The organism is Microbacterium sp. cf332 (genome assembly GCF_900102175.1).
Classification (GTDB): domain Bacteria; phylum Actinomycetota; class Actinomycetes; order Actinomycetales; family Microbacteriaceae; genus Microbacterium.
In genome coordinates this window covers 257,072-283,764 of sequence record NZ_FNKN01000003.1, presented here as the reverse complement: position 1 = coordinate 283,764, position 26,693 = coordinate 257,072, and the positions used below count along the sequence as shown (strand labels likewise).

Genomic DNA, 26,693 nt, shown 5'->3' with positions numbered 1-26,693 from the left:
AGTGGGAGCGAGGCCGGTCCTCCGTCCTCGGAAGGGGAACGGATGCGCGCGCTCCGAGCAGTGACGCTCTCGATCGTGGCGAGCCTGGTGCTGGTCCTCGGCGGCTCCGCCGCGGCCTGGGCCACCGACCCGGTCGACCTCGGCGCCGGTCGCGTCGTCGACCAGGTGGGCGCGCTCTCGACCGGCGAGCAGCGGTCTCTCGACGAAAGGCTCACTGCACTCAGCAGCGAGGCCGGAATCGACCTCTGGGTGGTCTACGTCGACGCCTTCACCTCCCCGTCGGACGCCGAAGGCTGGGCGAACGAGGTCGCCGCCAACGGCGGACTCGGCGTCAACCAGTACGTCCTCGCCGTCGCGACCGAGCAGCGCAACTTCTACCTCTCCGGCGACACGGCGGGCCCCGTCGACGGCGACGCCCTCGGCCGCATCGAGACCGACGACATCCTGCCCGAGCTGCGCGCAGGTGACTGGGGCGGTGCCGCATTCGCCGCGGCCGGTGGGCTCGCCGCCGCGGTCGGCGCTCCCGGAGACGGTACGGGCGGCTCGGACGGCTCGCCGGGCGGCACGGGCGTGTCCGGCATCACGATCGTCCTCGGCATCCTCGCCGTGGGCGCCGTGATCGCCGTCATCGTCGTGGTCGTCCGGCGCCGTCGCGCGGGGGCGGGCACCGGCGCGGACCGCGGCCAGGCCGCCGAGCCGGTCGAGGAGCTCGCACGGCGATCCGCCAGCGCGCTCGTCGCCGCGGACGACGCCATCCGCACCAGCGAGCAGGAGCTCGGATTCGCCCGCGCGCAGTTCGGAGACGAGGCCGCGGCCGCGTTCAGCGAGACCGTCGCCCAGGCGCGACGCGACCTCGACGAAGCGTTCTCACTGCAGCAGCGTCTCGACGACGACCAGCCCGACACCGAGGCCGACGTTCGCGGGATCCACACGCGCATCCTCGAGCTGTGCGCCCACGCCGACTCCGAGCTCGACGCCCGCACGGAGGAGTTCGATCGCCTCCGAGCGCTCGAGCAGAACGCCCCGGAAGCGCTCGTGCGCATCCAGCAGCAGCGTGCCGCAGCGGCGACGGGCCTTGACGACGCCGTCGCGTCGATCGAGCGCCTGCGCGCCGCCTACGCGCCCGAGGAGCTCGCGACCATCGGGGACAACCACGATCAGGCGCGCAGCCGCCTCGACTACGCCGACGAGCAGCTCGAGGCGGCGCAGCGCGCGATCGCCGCGGGTGACGGCTCCGCCGCGGCGGTGTCGCTGCGTGCCGCCGAGGGGGCCGTCGCGCAGGCCGCTCAGCTCGAAGCCGCCGTCGAGAAGGTATCGGCCGACCTGACGACCGCCGAGCGCGACGCGACCGCCCTCATCGCCGACCTCGAACAGGACGTCGCCGCGGCCGTCGGCGTACCCGACCCCGACGGCTCGCTCGCGGCCGTCGTCTCCTCCACACGTCAGCAGATCGACGCCGCGCGTGCCCAGCTCTCCGGCGACCACCGGCGACCTCAGGCGGCACTCGCCGCGCTCCTCGGCGCCAACTCCGCCATCGACGCCGCCCTGTCGGGGGCCCGCGACGCCGCGCAGCGCGCCACGCGGGCCCGACAGACGCTCGAGCAGCAGCTGCAGCAGGCCCGCTCCCAGGTCTCGGCCGCCGAGGACTACATCGGGACGCGCCGCGGCGCGGTCGGAGCGACCGCTCGTACACGGGTGGCCGAAGCCCGCGCCTCCCTCGACCGCGCCGAGGCCACGGCGCAGATCGAGCCCGAGCGCGCCCTCGCCGACGCGGCGCGGGCGACGCAGCTGAGCGGGCTCGCGATCGACGCGGCGCGCAGCGATGTCGGCGGCTTCGCCCAAGGCTCGCCGGGCTCGAACTCGAGCGGCATGATGGGAGCCATGATCGGCGGCATGGTGCTGAACTCGCTCCTCGGCGGCGGCTCATCCGGACGCCGTTCGTCGGGCTTCGGCGGCAGCGGATTCGGCGGTGGGTTCGGCGGCGGCTCGCGCGGCGGGTTCGGCGGCGGCTCGCGCGGTCGATCCGGCGGCGGCGGCTTCGGCGGCGGACGCTCCCGCGGCGGCGGCGGCCGCTTCTGACGACTCATCTCTCCTCCAGACCACCCACGAAAGGAACCTCGATGGCAAAGCAGTCCATCTTCGGTCGCATCTCGACGCTCATGAAGGCGAACATCAACGCCCTTCTCGACCAGGCCGAGGACCCGCAGAAGATGCTCGACCAGCTCGTGCGGGATTACACCAACTCGATCGCCGACGCGGAGTCGGCCATCGCCGAGACGATCGGCAACCTCCGTCTGCTCGAGCGCGACCACCAGGAGGACGTCCAGGCGGCCGCCGAGTGGGGCAACAAGGCGCTCGCCGCGAGCCGCAAAGCCGACGAGCTGCGCGGCGTGGGCAACACCGCGGACGCCGACAAGTTCGACAACCTCGCCAAGGTCGCACTGCAGCGCCAGATCAGCGAGGAGAACGAGGCCCGGACGATCGCGCCGACGATCGCCACGCAGACCGAGGTCGTCGAGAAGCTGAAGGACGGCCTCAACGGCATGAAGGTCAAGCTCGACCAGCTGCGCGCCAAGCGCTCGGAGCTGCTCGCGCGTGCCAAGACGGCCGAGGCCCAGAACCGCGTCCACGACGCCGTCAAGTCGATCGACGTCCTCGACCCGACGAGCGAGCTCGGCCGCTTCGAGGACAAGGTCCGCCGTCAGGAGGCGCTCGCCGCCGGCAAGCAGGAGCTCGCCGCGTCGAGCCTCGACGCGCAGTTCGAGAGCCTCGAGGACGTCGGGCAGCTCACCGAGGTCGAGGCGCGACTCGCCGCGCTCAAGACGGGTGGAGCGGCCGGCGCCATCGAGCGCTGACTCTCCCCGCATCGACGTCCGGGCCGGCACCGCCGCCCGGACGTCAGTGTTCGACCCGCCGCACTCCGAACAGAGGATGACGTCATGACCCGATTCATCGTGGTCCCACAGTGGCAGGGCTCGCCGTCGGCACGGTCGATGACCCTCATCGACGGCGCCGACGCCATCGCCGGCGACCTGCCCCGAAGCGCGACCGCGCGGGTCGAGGTGCCCGTCGAGGCGGGGGAAGCGCTCGACACCGGCATCCGGCGCTTCAGCTCGCTGCAGCGCGTGCGCGACCTGATCACCACCGCCCTCACCGAGGCCGACGGATCGACCGAGGCCGCGGGGGTCGCGACGGGACACACCGTCGTCGTCGGCGGGGACTGCGGCGTGGCCGTGCCCGCGATCGCGTACGCCGCCGCGCGACATCCTGAACTCGCGGTCGTGTGGTTCGACGCCCACGCCGACCTGCACACGCCCGACTCCTCGCCCTCCGGAGCGTTCGCCGGGATGGCGCTGCGCGCCGTCTTCGACGGCAGCCCCCTGACGCCGGATGCCTCGGTCCCGGCCGAACGCGTCATCCTCGCCGGGGCGCGGGAACTCGACGAAGCCGAGGCTGAGACGGCCCGGACGTCCGGGCTCGCCCACCTCGGTGTCGAGGACCTGACCGACCCCGCACGGCTCGCGGACGTCGTCGCAGCCACCGGTGCGCGGGCGGTGTACGTCCACGTCGACCTCGACGTCCTCGACCCGGCGGCCATCACCGGTGTCGCCGCGCCCGTGCCGTTCGGGCTCGAGGTCGCCTCGCTCACCGGCACGATCGGGCTCCTCCGCGAGCGACTCCCCATCGTCGGCGCATCCGTCTCCGGGTTCGCACCACCGCACGCCGACGCCGTCGTGAGCGACATGGGTTCGGTCCTCCGCGTCGTCGGGGCACTCGCATGACGCCGACGATGCCGCCGGAGGGGTGGCGAGAGCGCGCGGACACGGCGCTCTCGCGCGGCGCCGCGATCGACCGCCGCATCCCGCGGGTCCTGCTCGACTCGCCCCTCAGCCGGCTGGGCGCACGGGCGGGCACGGTCTTCGGCTTCGTCTGGGGATCGCTGTGGTCGACCGGTCGCGTGGAGCGGCGCGGCGGGCTCTGGGTCTTCCGGGGCATGCCCGGCTGGGCCTTCGGCCGCGGCGGCGTGTGCGTGGGATCGTGCTTCCTGACGGGTGATCGCGATCCGAGCGAGCGGATCCTGGTGCACGAGGCCGTTCACGCCCGACAGTGGCGCCGATACGGCCTGCTCATGCCCGTGCTCTACCTCATCGCGGGACGCGACCCGCTGCGCAACCGGTTCGAGATCGAAGCGGGCCTGGCCGACGGCAACTACATCCCGCGGCGGGCCGAGCGCTCCTGAGCGGCGACTCCGCGATGCCCCCTGCCCGCCTGCCCGCTGCCCGCGGTGGCGGGGGTCAGCGAGCGGTCGCGAGGCCGAAGCGCTCGGGCGTGTGGATCGACGACGCGGGGATGCCGCGCCGGGCGGTGAGGTGGTCGACGATGTCGGCCGTGCCGAGGAACCCGCCCAGCAGGTGCACGCGGGTGGCCTGTGCGGCCTCCGTGCACAGCATCTCGTCGGCCCATGCCGCGACCGCACGCGCGAGCGCCTCTCCGGGCGCGCAGGTGCGACCCGATCCGGGCTGCCCACTGCGCGTCGAGCGGTCGAGCCACGTCACGATCATGCGTGCCGGGACCGACACGACGCCGATCCACGCGGCGTCGGGCACCTCGACGAAGACGCGGCCCGTGGAGCACAGCGGCAGGGTCGCCAGGAGCGCCTCGAGCTCGGCGAGCGAATTCTCGTCGGCCGTCACGAGGTGCTGCACCCGCACGTGCTTCGAGGCGCGGCAGGCGGCGGCGCTGTGGAGCTCGGTCATGATAACTCCACTATACCGCGAAGTAGGCATGCCTTACCTTGGTCGCCGAAACGGGCTCGACGCGTTCAGCGCAGGATGATGCGGCGCAACTCCGCGAGCTCGGCGTCGTCGAGTCCCTGAGCGAGCAGATACTCGGCGGGCGAGCCCCATCGCTCCCGCAGGTCCGACAGCAGCCCGCGCATCACGGGGGCCGGCGAGCGCATGGCGAGATCGACCAGCTGCGGGGCCTCGGGGTGATGCGCGCGCAGGTAGGCGAGGATGGGCGCGTTGCGTTCGGCGGGCAGCAGCGTCTCGGTTCGCGCGTAGTCGTCGACGACGGCGTCCTCGTCGACTCCGGCGGCGGCCAGGATCAGTGCGATCGTGACCCCGGTGCGATCCTTGCCGATCGTGCAGTGGACGAGCACCGGCTGGTCCGCGATCACCCCCCGCACGACCTCGAGGACGCGGGGAGCGGACTCGTCCACGAGAGAGCGGTACATCGACTCGAGCGACATGTCGGCACGGAACAGCGACGCGACGGATCCGCGGAAGAGCGGAACGCGCTGCGTCTCGATCGCGAGCTCACCGAGCACGGTCGGCTCGGAGCGCACCTCGTCGTCGTCCCGCAGGTCGATGATGCGACGCAGGCCGAGCGCGCTGAGGGCGCGGCGGCCCTCGTCGTCGACCCGGAACAGGTTGCCCGAGCGGTACAGCACGCCCGACCGGGTGGTGGCGCTCCCGGCACGGAGACCGCCGGTGTCGCGGAAGTTGAGGGCCCCGGGGATCGAGAGCGATGCCGCGTCGCTCATCCCGCGGGTCTCGGGATCGGAGGGACCGGGTAGCGGCCGGCGATCGTGAGCCGGTTGAAGGCGTTGATCGAGATGAGCAGCCAGCTGAGGGCGACGTACTCGGCCTCGGAGAACACCCCGCCCACATGGTCGTACAGCTCGTCGGACACGCCCTCGTCGGCGATGTGGACGTACGCCTCGGCGAGTTCGAGCGCCGCGCGCTCGCGCTCGTCGAACACGCCCGACTCCCGCCAGGTCGCGAGCTGGGCGACCTCGTCCGCCGTGACGCCGGCCGCCACCGCGCGCTCGACGTGGACCCGCACGCAGTACGCGCAGCCGTTGAGCTGCGAGCTGTGCACGAGTGCGAGCTCCTTCAGCCGGTCGCCGATACCGGCGTCCGCGGCGATCGCACCAACCGTCCGGGCGAAGGCATCCAGTGCGTCGAAGGCGGGTCGTGCCGCTTTCGCCAGGTGGATGCGGCGCTCGGGATTCATGCGTTCACATTACCCACCGGCATCCGTTCGGGCGCGAGAATGGGGTGCCTGCCTCGACCGAAGGATCCCCGTGACCGACGACACGTTCGACGAGTTCTCGTTCCTGCCCGTGCAGGCCGCCGAAGCGGGCGTGCCCGCGCCGGCGGCGGAGCGGCTGTTCACCTTCATGCCGGACGGGCGTCCGCTGAGCGCGCTCCGGCTCGGAGACGGCGCACCCGAGGTGACCCTGCTCCACGGCGCCGGGCTGAACGCCCACACCTGGGATCGGACGGTGCTCGCGCTCGGGCGCCCGGCACTGGCCCTCGATCTCCCGGGCCACGGGGACTCCGGCTGGCGCGACGACGCCGACTACACGGCGCGGACGCTCGCCGCCGACATCGCACCGGCGGTCGCGCAGTGGGTCGGGACCCCGCAGGTGGTCGTCGGTCAATCGCTGGGCGGCCTGACGGCCGCGGCCCTCGCCGCGGCTCACCCCGAGCTCGTCCGCGCTCTCGTGATCGTCGACATCGCCCCCGGCCTCGACCCCGCGGGAGGTGCCGCGCAGATCCGCAGGTTCTTCGCCGGCCCGACGCACTGGACCTCGCGCGACGAGATGGTCGAACGCGCATTGTCGTTCGGCCTCGGCGGCGACCGCACCGCCGCCGAGCGGGGCGTCTTCCTCAACTCGCGCGTGCGCGAGGACGGCCGGGTCGAGTGGAAGCACCACTTCGCACGCATCGCCAACGCGCTGGCCGCCGACCCCGATGCGGCGGCCGCCGCCTCCGCGCGCCAGGACTCGCTGGCCGGCATCCTCGCGGCCTCGGGCTGGGACGACCTCGCGGCCGTCACCGCCCCCGTCACCCTCGTGCGCGGCACCCGCGGCTACCTCAGCGACGCCGACCTCGCGGCCTTCACCGACCGGCTCCCGGACGCCGCCGTCGTCACCGTCGACTCCGGCCACAATGTGCAGGAGGAGCTGCCGATCGAGCTCGCCCGCATCATCCGCGACGCCGCGATCGCCTGACCGGCATCGCCCGGCCGCGCTCTCCCTCGCGGCACCGTCTGGGCCGTCGGATCGCCGGGTATCCGACCCCGCGCGTGCCGTCGACAGGTTGGGCGGAGTCGGAGGCTGCCCGCGGCAGCTCGACGGCCGACTGGGCCTGCTCGCGGCACGCCGTTCGGTGAAGCCGGAGAACGCCGTGCGACGCCGGACGTCGACGGATGCGCCGAGCGGGCGCGGCGGACCCTAGGCTGTATGCCGCACTGAGTTCGCGGACGCGCATCGGACAGCAACGATGCCGCCGCCCTTGCGAAAGGACCCTCTCCACATGCTCCGCCGTACCACCCTCTCGGCCGCCGCCCTCGTGGCCGCCGGCACGCTCCTGCTCGCCGGCTGCACAAACTCGGCCGAGCCCTCGCCGAGCGCAAGCGTCGGCACCCCGAATCCGGACGCGAGCGTGAACATCCGTCTCGTCCTCGAGCCCTCCAATCTCGACATCCGTCAGACCTCGGGTATCTCGCTCGACCAGACCCTCATCGACAACGTCTACCAGGGCCTGGTCGCACGCACCTCGGAGGGCGAGATCGTCGACGCGCTCGCCAGCGCTCACGACGTCTCGGCCGACGGTCTCACCTACACGTTCACGCTGCGCGAGGGCGTCACCTTCCACGACGGGCAGCCTCTGACGCCTCAGGACGTGGTGTCCTCGCTGACCGCACGGAAGGCGACGCCGGAGTGGGCCGACAGCGAGCGCCTCGCGAACGTGGCCGCCATCGCGGCCGACGGCCAGACGGTCACGCTGACCCTCTCGCAGCCGGACTCCTCGCTCCTGTGGAACCTGACCGGCCGCGCCGGGATCATCCTCAAGGAGGGTGACACCGTCGACTACAACACCGCGGCCAACGGCACCGGTCCTTTCCGGCTGGCGAACTGGCGCCAGGGCGCGAGCCTCACCCTCGAGCGCAACGACACCTACTGGGGCGACGCGGCACAGGTCGCAGACGTGACCTTCGACTTCATCCCCGACACGCAGGCCGCCATCAGCGCCGCCCTCGCGGGTGAGGTCGACGTCGTCGTCGGGTTCGACGCCACCCTGACCGATCAGGTCGAGGGCGGCGGCGACTTCGTGGTCCAGACCGGCAGCGCGACCGACAAGAGCGTCCTGGCGATGAACTCCACGTCCGGCCCCCTCGCCGACGTGCGGGTGCGGGAAGCCATCCGGACCGCCATCGACCACGACGCCATCGTCGAGGCCGTCGGAGCGGGCCAGACTCTCTACGGCCCGATCCCGCAGGCGGACCCGGGCTACGAGGATCTCTCCGATGTCGTCTCCTACGACCCCGATGCGGCGCGGGCCCTCCTGACCGAGGCCGGCGTCAGCGACCTCTCGCTCACGCTGACCATCCCCTCGGCCTACGGGACGACGCTCCCCCAGATCCTGGTCTCGAACCTCAACGATGTCGGGATCGACCTCAAGGTGAACCCGGTCGACTTCGGCACCTGGCTGAGCGACGTCTACACGAACAAGGACTACGAGCTCAGCGTCGTCAACCACGCCGAGCCGCGCGACTTCGAGAACTGGGCCAACCCCGACTACTACTTCACCTACGACAACGCCGAGGTGCAGGAGCTCTACGCGCAGTCGCTGCTCGCGACCGACGAGGCGAGCGCCGACGACCTGTTGAAGCAGGCCGCGCGCATCGTCTCGGAGGACCACGCCGCCGACTGGCTCTACAACTGGGCCTCGGTCGTCGCGGTGGCGACGAACGTCTCGGGCATGCCCGTCGACAACGTCAACGCGCGCATCGATCTGGCCGAGATCGCCAAGAGCGACGGGTGATCCGCTACGCGCTGACGCGACTGGGCCTGCTGGTGCTGGGCCTGGTCGTCGCCAGCGTGCTGATCTTCGTGACGCTGCGCGTGCTCCCCGGGGACGTGGCGCAGCAGATCGCGGGGACGAACTCGACCCCCGAGCAGGTGGCGGCGCTGCGCGAACAGCTGGGACTCGACGTGCCCCTGCCGACGCAGTACCTCGAATGGATGGCGGGACTCGTGCGGGGTGACCTCGGCGCCTCGCTCGTGACGGGCACCCCCGTCGCCGCCGAGCTGGTCGCCAAGGCCCAGGTGACCGTCCCGCTCGGACTGATGTCGATGGTCGTCGCGCTCCTGATCGCCCTGCCGTTCGGCGTCGTCGCCGCTCTGCGTCGCGGGCGCGCCGGCGGCACGGCCCTGTCGTTCGGCGCGCAGGCGCTCGCCGCCGTCCCGGTGGTGTGGGCGGGCATGATGCTCGTCGTGGTCTTCGCCGTCTGGCTCGGCTGGCTGCCGGCGCAGGGCTTCCCCCGGAGCGGATGGGCGGACCCCGGCCGCGCGATCGCGGCGCTCGTCCTCCCCGCCGTGACGATCGGCATCGTCGAGGGCGCGATGCTCATGCGGTTCGTCCGCAGTGCGACCCTCTCGGCGATGGGCCAGGACTTCGTCCGCACCGCCGCCGCCAAGGGTCTGACCCGCCGCGCGGCACTGCTGCGGCACGGACTGCCCACCGTGGGCCTGTCTATCGTGAGCGTCCTGGGGCTGCAGGTCGCGGGCATCGTCGTCGGCGCCGTGGTGATCGAGCAGCTCTTCACGCTCCCGGGCATCGGGCGGATGCTGGTCGCCGACGTGGGCCTGCGCGACCTGCCGAAGGTGCAGGGCGAGCTCCTCGCGCTGACCGGGGTCGTGCTCGTCATCGGCTTCGTCGTCGACCTCGTGCACCGCGGTCTCGACCCGAGACAGCGGGAGGCGTCATGAACGGTCGGATGTCGTGGCTGCGGCGCCTGTGGGCGATCCCGGCCGGCCGTTTCGGCCTCGTGGTCGTGGTCGCGATCGGCGTGCTCGCCGCCGTCTCGCTGGTGTGGACCCCGTTCGATCCGCAGCGGGTCGACATCCCGGCACGGTGGAGCCCACCCGGCTGGCCCCACGTCCTCGGCACCGACGCGTCGGGACGCGACATCCTGTCGCTGCTGCTGGCGGGAGCGCGAACCACGGTTCTCGTCGCCGTCGGGGCCGGTGTCGTCGCGACGCTCATCGGCCTCGCACTCGCATGCCTCGGGGCCCTCACCGGGCGCTGGACCCGCGAGGCGGTCGCCGTGCTGGTCGACATCCTGATCGCCTTCCCGGTGCTGCTCATCGCCATGATGATCTCGGCGGTGTGGGGCGGGTCGCTCTGGGTCGTCGTGATCTCGGTCGGCGTCGGATTCGGCGTGAACATCGCACGCGTCACCCGGCCCGAGCTGCGACGCACGCTCCACAGCGATTTCGTCCTCGCCGCGCGCGCGAACGGATTGACCCCGACGCAGATCGCCGTGCGTCACCTGCTGCCCAACGTCGCGCCCGTGTTCATCGTGCAGCTGTCGTGGGGAATGGCCGTCGCGGTCCTCGCGGAGGCGGGGCTCAGCTACCTCGGCTTCGGCGCGCCCCCGACGCAGCCCTCGTGGGGACTCCTGCTCAGCGAGTTGCAGACCTACCTCTCCGCGCACCCGCTGAGCGTGGTGTGGCCGGGACTGGCCATCACCGTGACCGTCCTCGGGCTCAACCTGCTCGGCGACGCCGTGCGCGAGGCGACCGACCCCACCCTGGCTCGACGCCGCTCCCCCGCGGCGACGCACGTCCCGGCGGTCGTCGCATGAGCCTCGTGGTCGAGAACCTCTCCATCGAGCTCGACGGGCGCCGCGTCGTGACCGACGTGTCGTTCGATGTCGCCGACGGGGCGCGCGTCGGACTGATCGGCGAGTCCGGGTCGGGGAAGTCTCTGACGGCCCTCGCCGTGCTCGGCCTGCTCCCCGAGGGTGCTGCGGTCAGCGGCAGCATCCGGTGGAACGGGACCGAGCTGATCGGGCGTCACGATCGCGAGCTGGCCGCCCTGCGCGGCGCCGAGATCGGCATCGTGTTCCAGGAGCCGCAGACAGCCCTCAACCCGCTGCGCACCGTGGGCCGCCAGATCGCGGAGCCCCTGCGCATCCACTCCCGCGCGAGCCGTCGCGACGCCCTCGCGCGCGCCCAGGCCGACGCCGACCGGGTGCGGCTCCCCGAGGGGACGCTGCGCCGCTATCCGCATCAGCTCTCGGGCGGGCAGCGCCAGCGGGTCGCGATCGCCATGGCGCTCTCGGCACGGCCCCGGATGCTCATCGCCGACGAACCCACGACCGCACTCGACGTGACGATACAAGCCGAGATCCTGGATCTCCTCGGCCATCTCGTCGATGACGACGGGATGTCGCTGCTGTTCATCACCCACGATCTCGCGGTGCTCTCGCAGGTCGCCACGCACGCGGTCGTGCTCGAGCACGGACGTGTCGTCGAGACCGGCGCCGTGGGCGACCTGCTCACCGCGCCGGCCTCGGAGGTCACGCGCGGACTGCTGCGCGACGCGACCGCGACGGTGTGGCGCCCGGAGGGGGACGCATGACGGGCGAGACGCTGATCTCGGCTCGCGGTCTGAGCCGGCGGTACCGCGTGCGCGGAACGGGCCCGGGGGCTCCCCGACGCGAGACGATCGCACTCGACGATGTCGACCTCGACGTGCGGGCGGGCTCGGCCCTCGGGATCATCGGCGAATCGGGGTCGGGCAAATCGACTCTCGTTCGGCTCCTGCTCGGGCTGGACACACCGTCGGCCGGCACGGTCACGATCGACGGCCGCCCCGTCGACGCGCGGGCGTCGGCCCGCAGCCTGCACTGGCTGCGGCGCCGCACGGGGATCGTCTTCCAAGACCCCTACGCCTCGCTCGACCCGCGCATGAGCGTGGGACGGATCGTCGCCGAGCCCCTGTGGGCGCTCGATGTGCCGGGAGACCGCCGGGCACGCGTGCGCGAAGTCCTCTCGGACGTCGGCCTTGAGGCGGATGCGGCGGAACGGTACCCCCACGAGTTCTCGGGCGGGCAGCGGCAGCGCATCGCCCTGGCGCGGGCGATCGCGCACCGACCGCAGATCCTCGTCGGCGACGAGCCGCTCTCGGCCCTCGACGTCACGGTGCGCGCGCAGATCCTCGCGGTGCTCCGCAGGCTGCGTACGGAGCAGGGCATGACCCTCGTGCTCGTCTCGCATGACATCGGAGTGGTCCAGAACCTCTGCGACGAGGTCGTCGTCATGACCGGCGGCCGGGTCGTCGAGGAGGGGCCGACGGAGAAAGTGCTGCTCGAGCCGCAGGCGGCCTACACGCGGCGCCTGCTCGCATCCGTGCCGGTCATCGATCCCCACCGATCCCGCGACTGACGATCCCGACGCCCCGCGTCGGCCCGGATCGGCCCCGGTGTCGGCGCCCGGCGCTACCGTGGGGCCATGCGCGCGATCATCCCCCCGTATCTGCTGGCCCGTGTCGCCTCCGCGCGCGAGCCGCACCTCGCCCGCGCCGCCGTCGCCGCGCGGACGACGCTCGCGGCGCGGCCCGCCGATCTCGCCGGTCGAACGCAGCTGCGGCTGTCGGTCGAGGACGGCGGGACCCTCGTCGCCGAGCGGGTTCCCGCCGCCGATCGCATCATCTCCGACGCCGGGGGTCGAGAGGAACTCCCCGGCGTCGTCGTCCGGCGCGAGGACGACGCCCCGACGGGCGACCGGGCGGCCGACGAGGCCTTCGACGGGCTCGGGGCCACGTTCGCCTTCTTCCTCGAGGCGTACGGGCGCGACTCGATCGATGCGCGGGGCAGCGCGCTCGCGGCCACGGTGCACTACGGCGACGCGTACGACAACGCGTTCTGGAACGGCGAGCGCATGGTGTTCGGCGACGGAGACGGCGAGGTCTTCACGGGATTCACCCGCTCGCTCACGGTCATCGCGCACGAGCTCGCGCACGGCGTCACCGAGTTCTCGGGCGGTCTCACCTACGCCGGTCAGTCCGGCGCGCTCAACGAGTCACTGTCCGACGTCTTCGGCGCGCTCACCGAGCAGCATCACCTCCAGCAGCGCGCCGACCGCGCGTCCTGGCTCATCGGGGCGGGCATCTTCTCCGACGCGGTTCAGGGTCGCGCTCTCCGCTCGCTCGCCGACCCCGGCTCGGCCTACGACGACGATGTGCTCGGCCGCGACCCGCAGCCGGGCCACATGCGCGACTACGTCGACACGACGAGCGACAACGGCGGCGTCCACATCAATTCGGGCATCCCGAACCGGGCGTTCCACCTCGTGGCGACGCGGCTCGGCGGCTACGCCTGGGAACGCGCGGGGCTCGTCTGGTACCGCACGCTGACGTCGCGCATCCTTTCCCCCGAGTCCGACTTCGTCGCGTTCGCGCTCGCCACCGTCGATATCGCCATCGCCGAGTACGGTGAGGGATCGGAGGAGGTCGCCGCCGTTCGTGCCGGGTGGTACGGCGTCGGCGTGCTGGAGGATGCCTGACACCGAAGACGGCCCGGCGAGCCCGCTGCGCATCGTCGTCGAACGCAGCGGCGGGTTCGCGGGGATGACGCGGACGTGGCGCGTCGAGCCGGCAGACGCGGAACGCGATCGCTGGCTCGAGCTCGTCCGGCGCTGCCCGTGGGATCAGCCGCGGTCGTCCGCGTCAGCACCGGGGGCCGACCGCTTCCGCTGGCACATCGTCGTCTCCGACAGCGAGGCCACGCATCAGGCGGAGTTCGCCGACGACCTCGGGGCGCCGTGGCGCTCGCTGGTCGAGGCGGTGCGGTCGGGACGACCGCCCGGGGCCGAGGATCCGAGATCGCCCGACCCGTCGTGACCGATCAGCCGGACTTCTGCGCGAAGAGCCCAAGCAGGCCCTTCTTCTGCTGTTCGAGCGACTTCTGCAGGTAGATCGTGCCGAGCCAACGCCCGAACTTGTGACCCACCCGTCCCATCCGGCCGACCTCGACGAAGCCGAACCTCTCGTGCAGGGCGATGGATGCCTCGGCACCCTTGTCGCTGACGACGGCGACGATCTCGCGCAGGCCGAGCTGCCGGCACTCCTCGATCAGCGTCTCGAGCAGCGCCCGGCCGAGTCCCTTGCCGGTGGCGGCCTGACCCAGGTAGATCGAGGTCTCGGCCGTGTAGCGGTATCCCGTCTTGCCGTTCCAGGGTGAGGCGAGCGCGTAGCCCAGGATCTGGCCGGTCGGTGAGACCGCGACCAGGAACGGCAGCTTGAGCTTGCTCAGATAGTCGAACTTCTCGCGCCACTGCGCCTGCGACCACTTCTTCTCGTCGAAGGTGACGACCGAGTTGGTCACGTAGTAGTTGTAGATCTCCCGGATGTCGGGCAGGTCGTCGAGCTGGGCCGGACGGATCTCGTACGAGAACGGCCGTTCGGGCTCCGCGGGCCGGCGCAGGTGCCGCGGGAGGCGTCGGCGGTCGCGGTTGTAATCCTCCTCGAGCATGCGGCAACTCTACGGTGCGCAGGTTTCACACGGATGTCGCGAATCACGCTCACGCCGGCGGGATCCGCCAGTCGATCGGTGCCGCGCCGCGCTCGACCAGGAGATCGTTCGCGCGAGAGAACGGTCGGGACCCGAAGAACCCGCGGCTCGCCGACAGCGGGGACGGATGCGGGGAGGCGATGATCGCGGTGTCGCCGAGTATCGGACGCAGTGTGCCGGCATCCTTGCCCCACAGGATCGCGACCAGGGGGCCGTCGCGGGCGACGAGGGCGCGGATGGCGTGCTCGGTGACGGCCTCCCAGCCCCAGCCGCGGTGCGAGGCGGGGGCACCCGGAGCGACGGTGAGCACGCGGTTCAGCAACAGGACGCCCTGATCGCTCCAGGCGGACAGGTCGCCGTGCGTCGCCGGGGGGATGCCCAGATCGGCCTCGAGCTCGCGGTAGATGTTGCCGAGGCTGCGGGGCAGCGGGCGGACATGCGCGTCGGCCGCGAAGGAGAGACCGATCGGATGGCCGGGCGTGGGGTACGGGTCCTGGCCGACGATCAGCACACGCACGTCGGCCATCGGCCGCTCGAACGCCCGCAGGACCCGGTCGCCCGCGGGCAGGTAACCGCGGCCCGCGGCGGTCTCGGAGCGCAGCCGCTCCCCCAGCGCGGCGATGTCCGCCGCGACGGGGCTCAGGGCCTCGGCCCAATCCGGGGCCATCAGACCATCGGCGGCGAGTTCGGTCAGCGAGCGCGGCGTCACCCTCCCAGGGTAGGTGCGACGCAGCAGTATGCTCGCCCCGTGTCCACGACGCTGCGCACCTCCGCCCTGGGTGTCACCGCGGGTCTGATCGGATGGTTCATCCTGGTCGAGATCGTCAGCGGCATCCTGCAGGGCTACTACGTCCCGCTCCTCAGCGACATCGTCGTCGAGCTCGGGATCCACGACTCCGACGTGAACTGGTTCGAGGCCGCGCAGCTGCTCCTCTCGGCGCTCGTGGTGCCCGTGCTCGCCAAGCTCGGCGACATGTACGGCCACAAGCGCATCCTGCTGATCACGGCCGTGCTGACGGCGGCCGCCACCTGGTGGCTGGCCTTCGCCGCCTCGTTCTGGACCTTCCTCATCGCGTGGGCGCTGCAGGGCTTCTACGTCGTCTGGCTGCCGCTCGAGATCGCGCTCATCTTCGAACGCGGCAGACGACAGCGCCACGGGGTCTCGCTCACCCGCCGCGCGGCGGGCCTGCTCGTCGTGGGCCTGCAGGTCGGCGCCATCATGGGCGCCCTCGCCGCAGGTCGCATCTACGCCGCGACATCCGGCGACCTGACCCTAACCCTCGTCGTGCCCGCCATCGCGGTGACCGTCGTCGCGCTCGTCATCTGGGTCGCAGTGCCGGAATCGGTGCCGGAGCCCGGACGCCGCCAGCTCGACTCCGGCGGTTTCGTGCTGCTGGCCATCGCGCTGCTGCTGGTCACGAGCGCGCTGACCTTCCTGCGGCTGAACGGCCCGGGCGCGGTCTGGGTCTGGCTGTTGCTGCTCGCCGGCATCGGCGCGTTCGTCGTCTTCGGACGCTTCGAGCTGACGCGCCCCGACCCGGCGGTCGACGTCCGGATGCTCGCTCGACCGGAGATGTGGCCCGTGCAGGCGACGGCCTTCCTGGTGGGTATCAGTCTGCTCGGCGCGCAGGGGCCGCTCTCGACCTACGCGGGCACCGATCCCGCGCTCGGCTACGGCCTCGGACTCGATGCGACCGACCGCTCGAACATCATCGGCGTCTATCTCGTGTCGCTGATCGTCGGTGCGGTGCTGTTCGCGGTCACGTCGCGCCGGGCCAGCCCGCGCATCGTCCTCATCGTCGCGGCCCTCCTCGTGGGCATCGGATACGCCCTGTTCCTGCCGTTCCACCGCGAGCTGTGGCAGGTGCTCCTCAACCTCTGCATCGCCGGCCTGGGCTGCGGCGCCCTCGTCGGCGCGCTGCCCGCCGCAGCGGCGGCCGCGGCGCCGAGGGGCCGGACCGGCGTCGCGTCGGCCATGACCAACATGACCAAGACCATCGGTGGGACGTTCTCCTCGGCCCTGTTCGGGGTCGTGCTCGCCGCGGGAGCCGGTGTCGTCGCCAGCGAGACCGCCGCTTCGATCGGCGGCTACCTCACCGTCTGGGCGGTCTGCGCGGCGGGAGGCTTCGTGGCGGCGGCGCTTCTGCTCGTCGTTCCACGCGTCGCGTTCGCCGACTCCGACGAAGCGGAGGCGGAGCTCCCGTCGGGCATCGTGCGCTGAGCCGCCGCGGGCCGATGCGACTGCGGCGGCCGGCTCGACTCAGTCCTCGGTCGTGCGCGGCTGCAGCGGACCCCGGGCGAGCAGGTGCTGCGCCGACTGCGCCACGGGGCGCATCGTCACGAGGTCGAGGTTGACGTGCCCGGGTGCGGCGAGCGCGTAGGCGACGACATCGGCGACGTCGGCGGCCACGAGCGGCTGCTCGACCCCGTCGTAGAGCCGGTCGGCCGCTTCGCGGTCTCCGCCCAGGCGGTTCAGGGTGAACTCCTCGGTGCGGACCATTCCCGGCGCGACCTCGACGACCCGGATCGGCTCGCCGTTCAGCTCCAGCCGCAGCGCATGGACGAGCATCGACTCCCCCGCCTTCGCCGCGTTGTAGCCGGCACCGCCGGGATAGGCGTTCTGCGCGGCGGTCGAGGTGATGAACACCGTGTCGGCGTGGCCACCGTCGGCGGCGATCCCGCGTCGCAGCAGCGGGAGGAGCGCCGCGGTGAGGAGCTGCGCCGAGAGTACGTTCACCTCGAACATCCACCGCCAGTCCTCGGCTCGGCCGTCCTCGACGCGGTCGCTGCCCCGGGCTCCGCCTGCGACGTGGACGACCGCGTGCAGCTCGCCGCTCGATGCCAGGTGCTCGGCGAGGCTCGCGACGTCGCCCTCCTGCGTGAGGTCGGCGGCGAACGACGCCGACCCGACCTCCGCGTCGAGGGCCGCGAGGCGCTCTCCCCGGCGGGCGACGCCGACGACGTCCCATCCCGCGGCGCGCAGGGCACGCACGACCGCCTCTCCGATTCCCGAGCTGGCTCCGGTCACCACTGCACGACGCGTCATCCCTCCACCGTAGCCTCGGGCCGGTCATGGCGCGTCACCCGGCAGGCGAGGAGATTACGCAGCGTGTCCCGCGCGTTGTCGACCGCCGGACATGTCCGTACGCTCGACCCAGGCCGGCGACCGTCGCCGCTTTCCGACCCGATGGAGCCTCGCATGTCCGCACCCGAGAACTGGCGCTTCGAGACGAAGCAGATCCACACCGGTGCTGCGCCGGACCCGGTCACGAAGGCCCGTGCCACGCCGATCTACCAGACGACGTCGTACGTGTTCGACAACTCCGACCACGCCGCGAGCCTCTTCTCGCTGTCGGAGTTCGGCAACATCTACACCCGCATCCAGAACCCCACGCAGGATGTCGTCGAGCAGCGGCTCGCTGCCCTCGAGGGCGGCACGGGCGCGCTCCTCGTCGCATCGGGCCAGGCCGCCGAGACGTTCGCCATCCTGAACATCGCCGAGGCCGGCGACCACTTCGTCTCGTCGAGCTCGATCTACGGCGGCACCTACAACCTCTTCAAGTACACCCTCGCCAAGCTGGGCATCGAGGTCACGTTCGTCGAGAACCAGGACGATCTCGAGGAGTGGCGTCGGTCGGTCCGGCCCAACACGAAGCTCTTCTTCGCCGAGACGATCGGCAACCCGCAGATCAACGTGCTGGACATCCGCGGCGTCTCGGACGTCGCGCACGAGGCCGGCGTGCCGCTCATCGTCGACAACACGATCGCCACGCCCTACCTCATCCGACCGTTCGAGCACGGCGCCGACATCGTCGTCCACTCGGCGACGAAGTTCCTCGGCGGCCACGGCACCGTGATCGGCGGAGTCATCGTCGATGGCGGCCGCTTCGCATGGTCGGAGCACTCCGAGCGGTTCCCCGGTCTCACCACCCCTGATCCCTCGTACCACGGCGCCGTCTACACGCAGGCCGTCGGCGACGGTCTCGCCTACGTCATCAAGGCCCGCGTCCAGCTGCTGCGTGACCTGGGCGCCGCGATCTCGCCGCAGAGCGCCTGGCTGCTCATCCAGGGGATCGAGACACTCTCGCTGCGTATCGAGCGCCACGTGCAGAACGCGCAGGAGATCGCCGAGTGGCTCGAGAACCACGACGACATCGCCTCGGTGAACTATTCGGGTCTGCCGACCTCGCCGTGGTACGCGGCCGCCAATCATTACGCCCCGAAGGGCGTGGGCGCCGTGCTGTCGTTCGAACTGAAGGGCGGCGTCGCGGCGGGACGCGCGTTCGTCGACGCGTTGCAGCTGTTCAGCCACCTCGCGAACATCGGGGATGTCCGTTCCCTCGTCATCCACCCGGCGTCGACGACGCACTCGCAGCTGACGCCCGAGCAGCAGCTCACGACGGGCGTCACCCCGGGTCTCGTGCGGCTCTCGGTCGGTCTCGAGAACATCGACGACCTGAAGGCCGACCTCGAACAGGCCCTCGCGGCCGCGCGTGACGTCGTCGAGGCGGCGCGCGCCTGATCGTTCCTCCTCAGAACGACCGGATGCCCCGGCCCACCGCGTTCGGTGGGGCCGGGGCATCCGTCGTCTCGGGCCCGGTCAGTCGGCGTCGGACGCCGTCGTGATCTCCTCGCCCTGAACCTGCTCGCGGTCGCCCTTCGCCTTGTCGCCGCGCGTCTTCGCCAGGCTCGCGATGGTCGCGACGGCCACGGTGGCGGCGATGAAGAGCAGCGAGAACCAGATGGGGATTTCGGGGACCCACAGCAGCGGCTCTCCCCCGTTGATGAAGGGCAGCTCGTTGACGTGCAGCGCGTGGAAGACGAGCTTGACACCGATGAAGGCCAGGATGACGGCGAGGCCCTGTGCCAGGTACACCAGACGCTCCAGCAGGCCGCCGATGAGGAAGAAGAGCTGGCGCAGGCCCATCAGTGCGAAAGCGTTCGCGGTGAAGACGATGTAGGCCTCGTTGGTCAGACCGTAGATCGCGGGGATCGAGTCGACCGCGAAGACGAGGTCGATGAAGCCGATGGCGATGATGACCAGCAGCATCGGGGTGACGAAGCGCTTGCCGTCCTTCTTCACCGTCAGCTTGTCGCCGTTGTACTCGTCGCTCACGGGCAGGTGGCGCCGCACGAAACGCATGAACTTGCCGTTGGCCGGGTCCGAGTCACCGTGCGAGAACGCCTGCCGGTAGGCGAGGAACAGCAGCAGCGCACCGAAGATGTAGAAGATCCACGAGAAGTTATCGATGAGTGCGGCGCCGATCGCGATGAACGCACCACGCATGATGAGCGCGATCACGATGCCGATCATGAGCACCTTCTGCTGGTACTTCTTCGGCACCGCGAAGCCCGTCATGATGATCAGGAACACGAAGAGGTTGTCGATCGACAGCGCCTTCTCGGTCAGGTAGCCGGCGAAGTACTCGCCCGCGAAGACCCAGCCCCATCCGGGGATGAGCCCGATGACGACGCCGAAGATAAGCGCGAGGCCGATGTAGAACGCCGACCACCGCGCCGATTCGGCGATGGTCGGTTCGTGCGGTGTGCGCACGTGCGCGAAGAACTCGTACACGAAGAAGGCGATGGTCACCGCGATGGTGATGATCCAGACGAGCGGAGTGATGTCCACGAAGGCTCCAAGGGGTCGACAGCAACGAACGGCCAGGTCTCCTTCATCCCCGGAGGGACCGGCGTCCCGGAACCCGACGTCGGGTTCGTAATGACGAGATCGCCGCAGGCGGAAGTACTCCCCTTGCTCGCGATATCTTACGGGACGATCGTGGCAGCGGATGCGTCCTACCCTGACCCCATGGATGTGGCGGTCTCTGCTCGTTACCTTGGCTTCGCTCCCTGGGCGCTCGACACCTCGCCCCTCTACTCCGAGTGGGCCGAGGGCGTCGCGAACGACGACGAGCTGACCGAGCGCATCGCCCGTCTCGGCGAGCGCCGCGGGCAGCCGAACCTCGTCTTCGCCGCGGCCCGGTGGGCGGGCTGCGGGCTCGACCCCTTCCCCGTCTGGCGGGAGAATGTGCTCGATGCCTGGGACCGGGTCGCCGAGATCACGGCGGAGCGGCGTACGCAGACCAACGAGGTGGGGCGGTGCGCGACGCTCCTTCCGCTGCTCTCGCGCGTCGACGGCCCCGTCGCCCTCCTCGAGACCGGTACGGCGGCCGGTCTGTGCCTCTTCCCCGATCGGTACTCGTATGCGTACTCGTCGCCGGCCGGCGAGCACCCGCGGCCGCTCGCCGAGCCCGCCTCGCCAGAGGATGAATCGTCGGCACCCGTGCTGCACTGCCGCCTCGATTCCGTCGAGGCGCTGCCGGAGCGCCGGCCCGACGTGGTGTGGCGCGCCGGGATCGACCTCGCCCCGATCGATGTGCGCGACCCCGTCGCGGTGGCGTGGCTCGAAACCTTGATCTGGCCGGGCTCGGCGCACGCCGAGAGGGTCGCCCGACTGCGCGCCGCCGTCGGGGTCGTCCGCACCGACCCGCCGCGCATCGTCGAGGGCGACATCCTCGACCACCTGGCCGATGTCGCCGCCGAGAGCCCCCGCGATGCGACTCTGGTGGTGTTCCACAGCGCCGTGCTGATGTATCTCGACGCCGACGAGCGACGTCGGTTCTCCGACCTCGCCGCCGGTCTCGCCGCTCACCTCGGCCGACGCGTCATCTGGATCTCCAACGAGTCCGCGGGAGTGCTGCCGCTTGTCGACCGGCAGATGCCGCCGGGCGTCGACAGCACGGGGCGCTTCGTGCAGAGCGTCGACGGTGAGCCGGTCGCCCTCGCCGGTCAGCACGGCGCCTCCTACGAGGTCATGCCCCTCCGACCGTGACGAGATACGGCTGACCGCGCCGTCTCGTTACCCGCATACTCACGCATCTCTGCCCTGCTCGTAGGATCGATCGATTCTTCATGGACGGGAGGACACATTGCTTGACGACTTCTTCGGAAGCCTCGTCGGAGGAGAAATCGGCTATTTCATCGGCCGCGCCATCAAAGCGCCGTTCATCCGCGCCAAGCCGGGTCGGGGGAAGATGCAAGCAGCCTTGCGTCTCGAATCGGGATCGCAGGAGGGTGTGACCGAGACATGGCGACGCGGCAACATCCATGTCCGCCCCGGGCTGCTGGAGTTCCGCGGTAACGAGATCCGCGTCCTGCGCGTGTACGAAGCCCCTCGAGAACCCACGGCCAGGGAGCGGGTTCGCGTCCACACCGACTCGATCATCTACTCGATCGCAACGCCGTCCGCGCGGCTCCTCTGGGCGATCCCGGGCCCACAGTCATCCCGGGCTCTGAGCCGTCTCGCTCCGCCGACCGGGTGCGGACCCGAGGCGGCCGACAAGTCGTAACACTCGCGGCCGACGGCTCACGACAACCTAGCCTGGAGTCTCGCGAAAGGAACGGCATCCATGGACTGGCAGACCTCCGAAGACACGGTGCCGAGCGCGCCGATCACGGAGGCCGACGCGCGCCTGCTGCGGGGCCGGCCCCCGGCGAGCGGTGCCTGGCGGGACGGAGACCCCGTCGGCGAGCGGCGTTTCGCGGCGTTCGGCCCGCTCACCACGGAGAGCGGAGAGCACCTGTCGAGCTTCCGCCTCGCCTATGAGACGTGGGGCGAGCTCGCTCCGACCCGCGACAACGCGATCCTCGTGCTGCACGCCCTGACCGGCGACAGCCACCTGCGCGGCGCGGCAGGTCCGGGGCATCCGACCGCCGGGTGGTGGGAGGACATCGTCGGCCCCGGGCTCGCGATCGACACCGATCGGTGGTTCGTCGTCGCCCCGAACATGCTCGGCGGCTGCCAAGGATCGACGGGCCCCTCCTCGATCGCCGCCGACGGTTACGAGTGGGCCGCCCGCTTCCCCCATCTGACCGTCCGCGACCAGGTCGCCGCCCAGACCCGCCTCGCCGATGCGCTCGGGATCGACGTCTGGGCCGCCGTCGTCGGGGGGTCCATGGGTGGCATGCATGCCCTCGAGTGGGGCGTCGGCCACCCCGAGCGCCTCGAACGCCTGGCCGTGCTTGCCGCTCCTCCGGTGAACACCGCCGACCAGATCGCGCTGAACTCGGTGCAGCTCGAGGCCATCCGCATCGATCCGCGCTTCCAGGAGGGCGAGTACTACGACTCCGGCGACGGCGACGGCCCGCATCGGGGTCTCGCACTCGCGCGCCGGATGGCACTGCTGAACTACCGCAGCCCCACCGAACTGAACGTGCGCTTCCAGCGCACCTGGCAGTCGGGCAAGAGCCCGCTCGGTCACGGCGGACGCTTCGCGGTCGAGAGCTACCTCGACTTCCACGGCAACAAGTTCACCCGCCGCTTCGACGCGAACAGTTACATCACGCTCGTCGAGGCGATGAACTCGCACGACGTCGGACGCGATCGGGGCGGCGTCGACGACGCACTGGCACGGGTGACCGCTCGCACGCTGGTCCTCGGGATCGACTCGGATCGCCTGTTCCCGGTCGAGGGCCAGCACCGCATCGCGCGAGGTATCCGCTCGACCATCGACGACGAGGCCGTGGTCATCTCGAGCGACTTCGGCCACGACGCCTTCCTCATCGAGACCCCGGTCGTCGGCGCCCACCTGCGCCGACTGCTCGAGGCGTAGCGGCGCCTCAGCGGGTGCCCGCCGCGGGTGCGACGCCGGCCCGGGCGCGGGACTCCACCGAGAAGCTCACCGCGGCCACCGCGAGCCCGCCGAGCGCCAGCGCCACGCCCACCCAGACGGGGGCGACGAACCCGAGACCGGCACCGATGACGGCACCGCCGAGCGCTGCACCGAGCGCATTGCCCATGTTGAGCGCCGAATGGTTCAGCGCGGCGGCGATCGACTGGTTCTCGCCCGCGACGTCCATCAGCCGGGTCTGGATGGTGGGGCTCAGCGCGGCGGAGAAGAACCCCACGAGGAAGACGAAGAGACCGACCGTCACGATCCAGCCGGCGGTCAGCGCGAGCAGTGCCTGCACCAGCGCGAGGGCGACGAGACCTCCGAGCAGACTCCGGCGCAGGTCGAGGTCGGCGAGCCGGCCGCCGACGAGGTTCCCGGTCGTCATCCCGAGGCCAGCGACGACGAGGACGATCGGGACCACCCACTGCGGCGAGCCCGCCGCCTCGGTGACGAGCGTCGCGATGTAGCTGTACACGGCGAAGAAGCCGCCGAACCCGATCGCGCCGATGCCGAGCGCGAACCAGACCTGCCCGACGCGGAACACCCGCAGCTCCGCGCGCAGCGTGCGCGCGGGCTCGCCGGCGTGGTGCGGCACCGTCAGACCGATCGCCACGGTCGCGATCGCGAAGATCACCGTCACGACGAGGAAGGCGGCCCGCCACCCGAACTGCTGGCCGAGGAACGTCCCGAGCGGGACGCCGACGACGTTGGCGATCGTGAGCCCGGTGAGCACGAAGGCGACGCCCTGCGCGCGCTTGCCCGGGCCGAGGGCATCCGCGGCGACGAGCGCGCCGATACCGAAGTAGGCGCCGTGGGGCAGCCCGGCCAGGAAGCGCGACGCCGCGACGAGTTCGAACGAGGGCAGCACGAGCGTCAGCCCGTTGAACACCGTCAGCGCGAGAGCTAGGAAGAGCATGACGCGGTGCCGCGGATACTTGGCCACGACTCCCGCGATCGTCGGAGCCCCGACGACCACTCCGGCGGCGTACAGCGTGATGAGCCACCCCGTCTGCGCGATCGCCGCCTCGGGGTCGGCCGCCGAGACGGCGGGCAGGAGCTCACCGGCGATGTCGGGCAGCAGACCCATGACGACGAACTCGGTCATCCCGATTCCGAAGCTGCCGATCGCGAGCGAGAGCAGAGCCCGGCGGGCAGCGGTGCGGGAGGGGGCGGGGGTCGTCACTCCGGGAGCGTAGCGCCGCCTTCACCCGTGTGTCGAATCGATTCGAGCGCGCCCTCGAGCCGAGCGATCTTGCCGTCGAGCTCGCCGCTGTACCCCGGGCGGATGTCGGCCTTGAGCACGAGCGAGACGCGCGATCCATACGGCATCACCGCGTCCGTGGCTCGCTTGACGACATCCATGACCTCGTCCCACTCCCCCTCGATCTCGGTGAACATCGACGTCGTGCGGTGGGGCAGACCGGATGCCCGGACGACCGCGACCGCCGCGGCGACGGCATCGTGGACCGAGCCGTCGGCGCGGCCGGTGCCGCTCGGAGCGACGGAGAAGGCGATGAGCATGGTGACCTCCGGATCAGGTGGTGACGGATGCGGGAGTCCGGACGGGCACGCGGACGAGCCGCACGACCATCCACACCCCGAGGGCGACGAGCAGGACGTTGCGGACGGTCAGCACGACCACGCCGGTGGGGAGGGCCGCCAGCACATCGCCGTACAGGAGCGGGTACACGAGCTGCGTAAGTGCGCTCAGGACCAGCACGAAGGCCGCAGGACGCAGCCAGGCGCGCCGGTCGAAGACGAGCCCGAGTACGACCGGCGGCACCAGCCAGCACAGGTACTGCGGCGAGCCGACCTTGTTGAGGGCGATGAACACCACGACGATGGCGAGTGCCGCGACGGGCAGCAGATCCCTCACGGCAGCGCCCCGCCGAGCTTTGAGCGCGGCGACGACCGCGACCGCACCGACGGCGAGCGCGAGCACCGGCGTCATGGCCGCGATGACCGCATCGATGCCGTCGCCGGTGACCTGGAAGGTGAGGATCTCCGTGGAGTAGTAGACGGAGAACCCCGGAACGCCCACCATCGTGCCCCACAGGTAGAACATGCTGACGGGGGCCTCGACCTGGAGCCCTCGCCCGGTCTGATCGCCCACGAAACCGAACACGTGGCCCGCGCCACCCGCAGCCACGGCCGCCGCCAGGGTGAGTGCCGACACCACGAGCGCGGCGGCCGCCAACGCAGCGCGGCGGCGCAGCGCGATGACCGCAGCCGCGATCATCGCGGCGGGCCACACCTTGATCCAGGTGGCGACGGCGAGCAGGATGCCGGCCAGCCACGGCCGACCGCGCAGCCAGACGCACCCCATCACGGCCAGTGCGACCGTGACGGCATCCAGCCGGTAGAGACCGACCGGACCGAGCAGCAGGATCGCCGCGAGCCAGAACCAGGCGGCGGCGACGCGTCCCCGCGATCGTGCCCGACCGATGAGCACGCCGAGGGCGACGGCGTCGATGACGGCCACCAGGATCGCCCAACCCACCGTGTAGCCCGCGATCCATGCGAACGCGTGAGCCAGGACAAGCGGCACGAGGGCCAGCTGCGGATAGACCCAGTCATCGTCGATCCCCACGATGCCGGCACCGGCGAGCGCGCGCTGCGACCAGGGTTCGTAGACGAGGTAGACGTCACCCATCGGCTGGTTCGGCATGACGAAGCCGAGCACCGAGACGACGAGGTGCACGAGCACGAACGCGACCCAGAGCGTTCCCCGTCTCGACACGGTCACATCCTACGGCGGGCGCGCTCAGCGAGCGGGGTCTCCCCCGGAGAGCAGCGTGCCGATCACCGCAGGAACCGCCTCGGCGACGTCGAGCGCCGTGATGGGTCCGGCTGCGGCTGCGCGGGCGGCGTGACCGTGGATGTACGCGGCCGCGGCGGCGAGGCGCGCGAGCTGCGCGGCCTCCAGCTCGCGGTCGGCGGCGCGCGCCGCGACGATGCTCCCGAGCACGCCGCCGAGGACGTCACCGGTGCCCGCCGTGGCGAGCCAGCCGGTGCCGGCGCGGACCACGGTGCTCCAGCCGTCGGGAGCGGCGACGACCGTCTCGGCGCCCTTCAGCAACACCGCGATGCCCGCCGCCGCGGCCGTCTCGCGCGCGGCGGACACGCGGTCGGCGAGGGTCGTGGCGTCGGTGTCGTCGAGTCCCAGCAGGCCACGCAGCCGGGCGTGCTCGGATCGATGCGGCGTGACCACGAGCGGGGCCCGAGCACCCGGCACGAGGTCGAGCGCCCCTGCGTCCACGACGACCGGGACATCGCCTTGCAGCAGCTCCTCGAGCCGCGCCGTCTCGGCGGGCGGCCGCGTCGTGGCGTCCGTGCCCGACCCGATCAGCCACGCCTGCACGCGGCCCGGAGCCGTCACGGTCTCGGGGCGGCGCTGGAGGACGAGGTCGGCGGGGCGATCGGGTCCGAGATAGCGCACCATGCCGATGCCGGTGCGCCACGCCGCCTCGACCCCCAGGACGGCTGCTCCCGGATACTCCTGCGAGCCGGTGCGCACACCGAGGACTCCCCGGGAATACTTGTGGTCGTCGGCAGTTGGCTTGCGCAGGAGCGCGGCCGTGTCGACCGCGTCCCATTCGTGGATCTCGACCATGGCGCCACCCTACCGGCGGCGCCCCGAAGGAG

At 71.5% G+C, this 26,693-nt stretch carries 28 protein-coding genes; 17 read left to right on the top strand and 11 right to left on the bottom strand.

Going from position 1 to position 26,693, the window contains the following annotated elements; genetic code table 11:
- Positions 1 to 42 precede the first annotated feature (42 nt).
- From BLT21_RS12890 to BLT21_RS12875, 4 genes are all read left to right on the top strand, one after another.
- Positions 43 to 2,079 carry a TPM domain-containing protein gene (locus BLT21_RS12890; protein WP_091502791.1) on the top strand — a complete coding sequence of 679 codons (2,037 nt, stop codon included), beginning with the start codon at positions 43 to 45 and terminating at the stop codon, positions 2,077 to 2,079.
- Between the two features lie 41 nt (positions 2,080 to 2,120).
- Positions 2,121 to 2,855 (top strand): PspA/IM30 family protein, encoded by a 735-nt coding sequence (locus BLT21_RS12885; RefSeq protein ID WP_091502789.1) that lies wholly within the window; start codon positions 2,121 to 2,123, stop codon positions 2,853 to 2,855.
- Between the two features lie 84 nt (positions 2,856 to 2,939).
- Positions 2,940 to 3,782 (top strand): arginase family protein, encoded by an 843-nt coding sequence (locus BLT21_RS12880; RefSeq protein ID WP_091502788.1) that lies wholly within the window; start codon positions 2,940 to 2,942, stop codon positions 3,780 to 3,782.
- Positions 3,779 to 4,240: a Fe-S oxidoreductase gene (locus BLT21_RS12875; protein WP_091502786.1), complete on the top strand. Its 462-nt coding sequence runs from the start codon at positions 3,779 to 3,781 to the stop codon at positions 4,238 to 4,240. Before BLT21_RS12880 ends, BLT21_RS12875 begins: the two co-directional genes overlap by 4 nt.
- A 55-nt stretch (positions 4,241 to 4,295) precedes the next feature.
- On the opposite strand, the gene BLT21_RS12870 is transcribed toward BLT21_RS12875, so the two are convergent.
- From BLT21_RS12870 to BLT21_RS12860, 3 genes are all read right to left on the bottom strand, one after another.
- On the bottom strand, positions 4,296 to 4,757 hold the full coding sequence (locus BLT21_RS12870; protein WP_091502785.1) for an SIP domain-containing protein: 462 nt from the start codon (positions 4,755 to 4,757) through the stop codon (positions 4,296 to 4,298).
- Positions 4,758 to 4,822: 65 nt separating this feature from the next.
- Positions 4,823 to 5,545, bottom strand: a complete 723-nt coding sequence (locus tag BLT21_RS12865; RefSeq protein WP_091502784.1) for a tyrosine-protein phosphatase — start codon at positions 5,543 to 5,545, stop codon at positions 4,823 to 4,825.
- A complete protein-coding gene (locus BLT21_RS12860) occupies positions 5,542 to 6,018 on the bottom strand; it encodes a carboxymuconolactone decarboxylase family protein (protein WP_091502782.1) in 477 nt (158 codons plus the stop codon). Before BLT21_RS12860 ends, BLT21_RS12865 begins: the two co-directional genes overlap by 4 nt.
- Before the next feature lie 70 nt (positions 6,019 to 6,088).
- Between BLT21_RS12860 and BLT21_RS12855 the strand changes: the two genes are divergently transcribed.
- From BLT21_RS12855 to BLT21_RS12820, 8 genes are all read left to right on the top strand, one after another.
- Positions 6,089 to 7,021 (top strand): alpha/beta fold hydrolase, encoded by a 933-nt coding sequence (locus tag BLT21_RS12855; protein ID WP_256336069.1) that lies wholly within the window; start codon positions 6,089 to 6,091, stop codon positions 7,019 to 7,021.
- 304 nt (positions 7,022 to 7,325) lie between these two features.
- Positions 7,326 to 8,837, top strand: coding sequence for an ABC transporter substrate-binding protein (locus tag BLT21_RS12850; RefSeq protein ID WP_091502781.1), 1,512 nt, complete (start codon positions 7,326 to 7,328; stop codon positions 8,835 to 8,837).
- The gene (locus BLT21_RS12845) at positions 8,834 to 9,784 is read left to right on the top strand and encodes an ABC transporter permease (RefSeq protein ID WP_091502780.1); all 951 of its coding nucleotides are present in this window, start codon (positions 8,834 to 8,836) and stop codon (positions 9,782 to 9,784) included. Before BLT21_RS12850 ends, BLT21_RS12845 begins: the two co-directional genes overlap by 4 nt.
- A complete protein-coding gene (locus BLT21_RS12840) occupies positions 9,781 to 10,662 on the top strand; it encodes an ABC transporter permease (protein ID WP_091502778.1) in 882 nt (293 codons plus the stop codon). Before BLT21_RS12845 ends, BLT21_RS12840 begins: the two co-directional genes overlap by 4 nt.
- On the top strand, positions 10,659 to 11,441 hold the full coding sequence (locus BLT21_RS12835; RefSeq protein ID WP_091502777.1) for an ABC transporter ATP-binding protein: 783 nt from the start codon (positions 10,659 to 10,661) through the stop codon (positions 11,439 to 11,441). The genes BLT21_RS12840 and BLT21_RS12835 overlap by 4 nt, the downstream gene beginning before the upstream one ends.
- Positions 11,438 to 12,247 carry an ABC transporter ATP-binding protein gene (locus BLT21_RS12830; protein WP_091502775.1) on the top strand — a complete coding sequence of 270 codons (810 nt, stop codon included), beginning with the start codon at positions 11,438 to 11,440 and terminating at the stop codon, positions 12,245 to 12,247. Before BLT21_RS12835 ends, BLT21_RS12830 begins: the two co-directional genes overlap by 4 nt.
- Before the next feature lie 66 nt (positions 12,248 to 12,313).
- A complete protein-coding gene (locus BLT21_RS12825) occupies positions 12,314 to 13,366 on the top strand; it encodes a M4 family metallopeptidase (protein WP_091502774.1) in 1,053 nt (350 codons plus the stop codon).
- On the top strand, positions 13,359 to 13,703 hold the full coding sequence (locus BLT21_RS12820; protein WP_256336068.1) for a protealysin inhibitor emfourin: 345 nt from the start codon (positions 13,359 to 13,361) through the stop codon (positions 13,701 to 13,703). The genes BLT21_RS12825 and BLT21_RS12820 overlap by 8 nt, the downstream gene beginning before the upstream one ends.
- Before the next feature lie 4 nt (positions 13,704 to 13,707).
- On the opposite strand, the gene BLT21_RS12815 is transcribed toward BLT21_RS12820, so the two are convergent.
- Positions 13,708 to 14,334: a GNAT family N-acetyltransferase gene (locus BLT21_RS12815; RefSeq protein ID WP_091502772.1), complete on the bottom strand. Its 627-nt coding sequence runs from the start codon at positions 14,332 to 14,334 to the stop codon at positions 13,708 to 13,710.
- A 49-nt stretch (positions 14,335 to 14,383) separates the two neighbouring features.
- The gene (locus BLT21_RS12810; protein ID WP_176786934.1) at positions 14,384 to 15,040 is read right to left on the bottom strand and encodes a uracil-DNA glycosylase; all 657 of its coding nucleotides are present in this window, start codon (positions 15,038 to 15,040) and stop codon (positions 14,384 to 14,386) included.
- 81 nt (positions 15,041 to 15,121) lie between these two features.
- Between BLT21_RS12810 and BLT21_RS12805 the strand changes: the two genes are divergently transcribed.
- Entirely contained in the window at positions 15,122 to 16,594 is a 1,473-nt protein-coding gene (locus tag BLT21_RS12805) for an MFS transporter (protein ID WP_256336067.1), read from the top strand.
- A gap of 39 nt (positions 16,595 to 16,633) precedes the next feature.
- Here the strand turns inward: BLT21_RS12805 and BLT21_RS12800 are convergent, their stop codons facing one another.
- Positions 16,634 to 17,419 carry an SDR family oxidoreductase gene (locus BLT21_RS12800; RefSeq protein WP_176786911.1) on the bottom strand — a complete coding sequence of 262 codons (786 nt, stop codon included), beginning with the start codon at positions 17,417 to 17,419 and terminating at the stop codon, positions 16,634 to 16,636.
- Positions 17,420 to 17,572: 153 nt separating this feature from the next.
- Between BLT21_RS12800 and BLT21_RS12795 the strand changes: the two genes are divergently transcribed.
- Positions 17,573 to 18,895 (top strand): bifunctional o-acetylhomoserine/o-acetylserine sulfhydrylase, encoded by a 1,323-nt coding sequence (locus tag BLT21_RS12795; protein WP_091502768.1) that lies wholly within the window; start codon positions 17,573 to 17,575, stop codon positions 18,893 to 18,895.
- 78 nt (positions 18,896 to 18,973) lie between these two features.
- Here BLT21_RS12795 and BLT21_RS12790 read toward each other — a convergent pair whose 3' ends face one another.
- Complete coding sequence (locus BLT21_RS12790; protein WP_091502761.1) at positions 18,974 to 20,005, bottom strand: TerC family protein; 1,032 nt, start codon at positions 20,003 to 20,005, stop codon at positions 18,974 to 18,976.
- Between the two features lie 180 nt (positions 20,006 to 20,185).
- Between BLT21_RS12790 and BLT21_RS12785 the strand changes: the two genes are divergently transcribed.
- From BLT21_RS12785 to BLT21_RS12775, 3 genes are all read left to right on the top strand, one after another.
- Positions 20,186 to 21,208: a DUF2332 domain-containing protein gene (locus BLT21_RS12785; RefSeq protein WP_091502760.1), complete on the top strand. Its 1,023-nt coding sequence runs from the start codon at positions 20,186 to 20,188 to the stop codon at positions 21,206 to 21,208.
- A 97-nt stretch (positions 21,209 to 21,305) separates the two neighbouring features.
- Positions 21,306 to 21,725 (top strand): hypothetical protein, encoded by a 420-nt coding sequence (locus tag BLT21_RS12780; RefSeq protein WP_091502759.1) that lies wholly within the window; start codon positions 21,306 to 21,308, stop codon positions 21,723 to 21,725.
- A 60-nt stretch (positions 21,726 to 21,785) separates the two neighbouring features.
- Complete coding sequence (locus tag BLT21_RS12775) at positions 21,786 to 22,988, top strand: homoserine O-acetyltransferase MetX (protein WP_091502735.1); 1,203 nt, start codon at positions 21,786 to 21,788, stop codon at positions 22,986 to 22,988.
- Between the two features lie 7 nt (positions 22,989 to 22,995).
- Here BLT21_RS12775 and BLT21_RS12770 read toward each other — a convergent pair whose 3' ends face one another.
- From BLT21_RS12770 to BLT21_RS12755, 4 genes are read right to left on the bottom strand one after another with little or no spacing between them, the layout of a single operon-like run.
- Positions 22,996 to 24,231: an MFS transporter gene (locus BLT21_RS12770; protein WP_256336066.1), complete on the bottom strand. Its 1,236-nt coding sequence runs from the start codon at positions 24,229 to 24,231 to the stop codon at positions 22,996 to 22,998.
- A complete protein-coding gene (locus BLT21_RS12765) occupies positions 24,228 to 24,569 on the bottom strand; it encodes a thiamine-binding protein (protein WP_091502733.1) in 342 nt (113 codons plus the stop codon). Before BLT21_RS12765 ends, BLT21_RS12770 begins: the two co-directional genes overlap by 4 nt.
- 13 nt (positions 24,570 to 24,582) lie before the next feature.
- Positions 24,583 to 25,788, bottom strand: coding sequence for a glycosyltransferase 87 family protein (locus tag BLT21_RS12760; protein WP_176786910.1), 1,206 nt, complete (start codon positions 25,786 to 25,788; stop codon positions 24,583 to 24,585).
- Between the two features lie 24 nt (positions 25,789 to 25,812).
- Positions 25,813 to 26,661: an ADP-dependent NAD(P)H-hydrate dehydratase gene (locus BLT21_RS12755; RefSeq protein WP_091502731.1), complete on the bottom strand. Its 849-nt coding sequence runs from the start codon at positions 26,659 to 26,661 to the stop codon at positions 25,813 to 25,815.
- Positions 26,662 to 26,693: the final 32 nt, after the last annotated feature.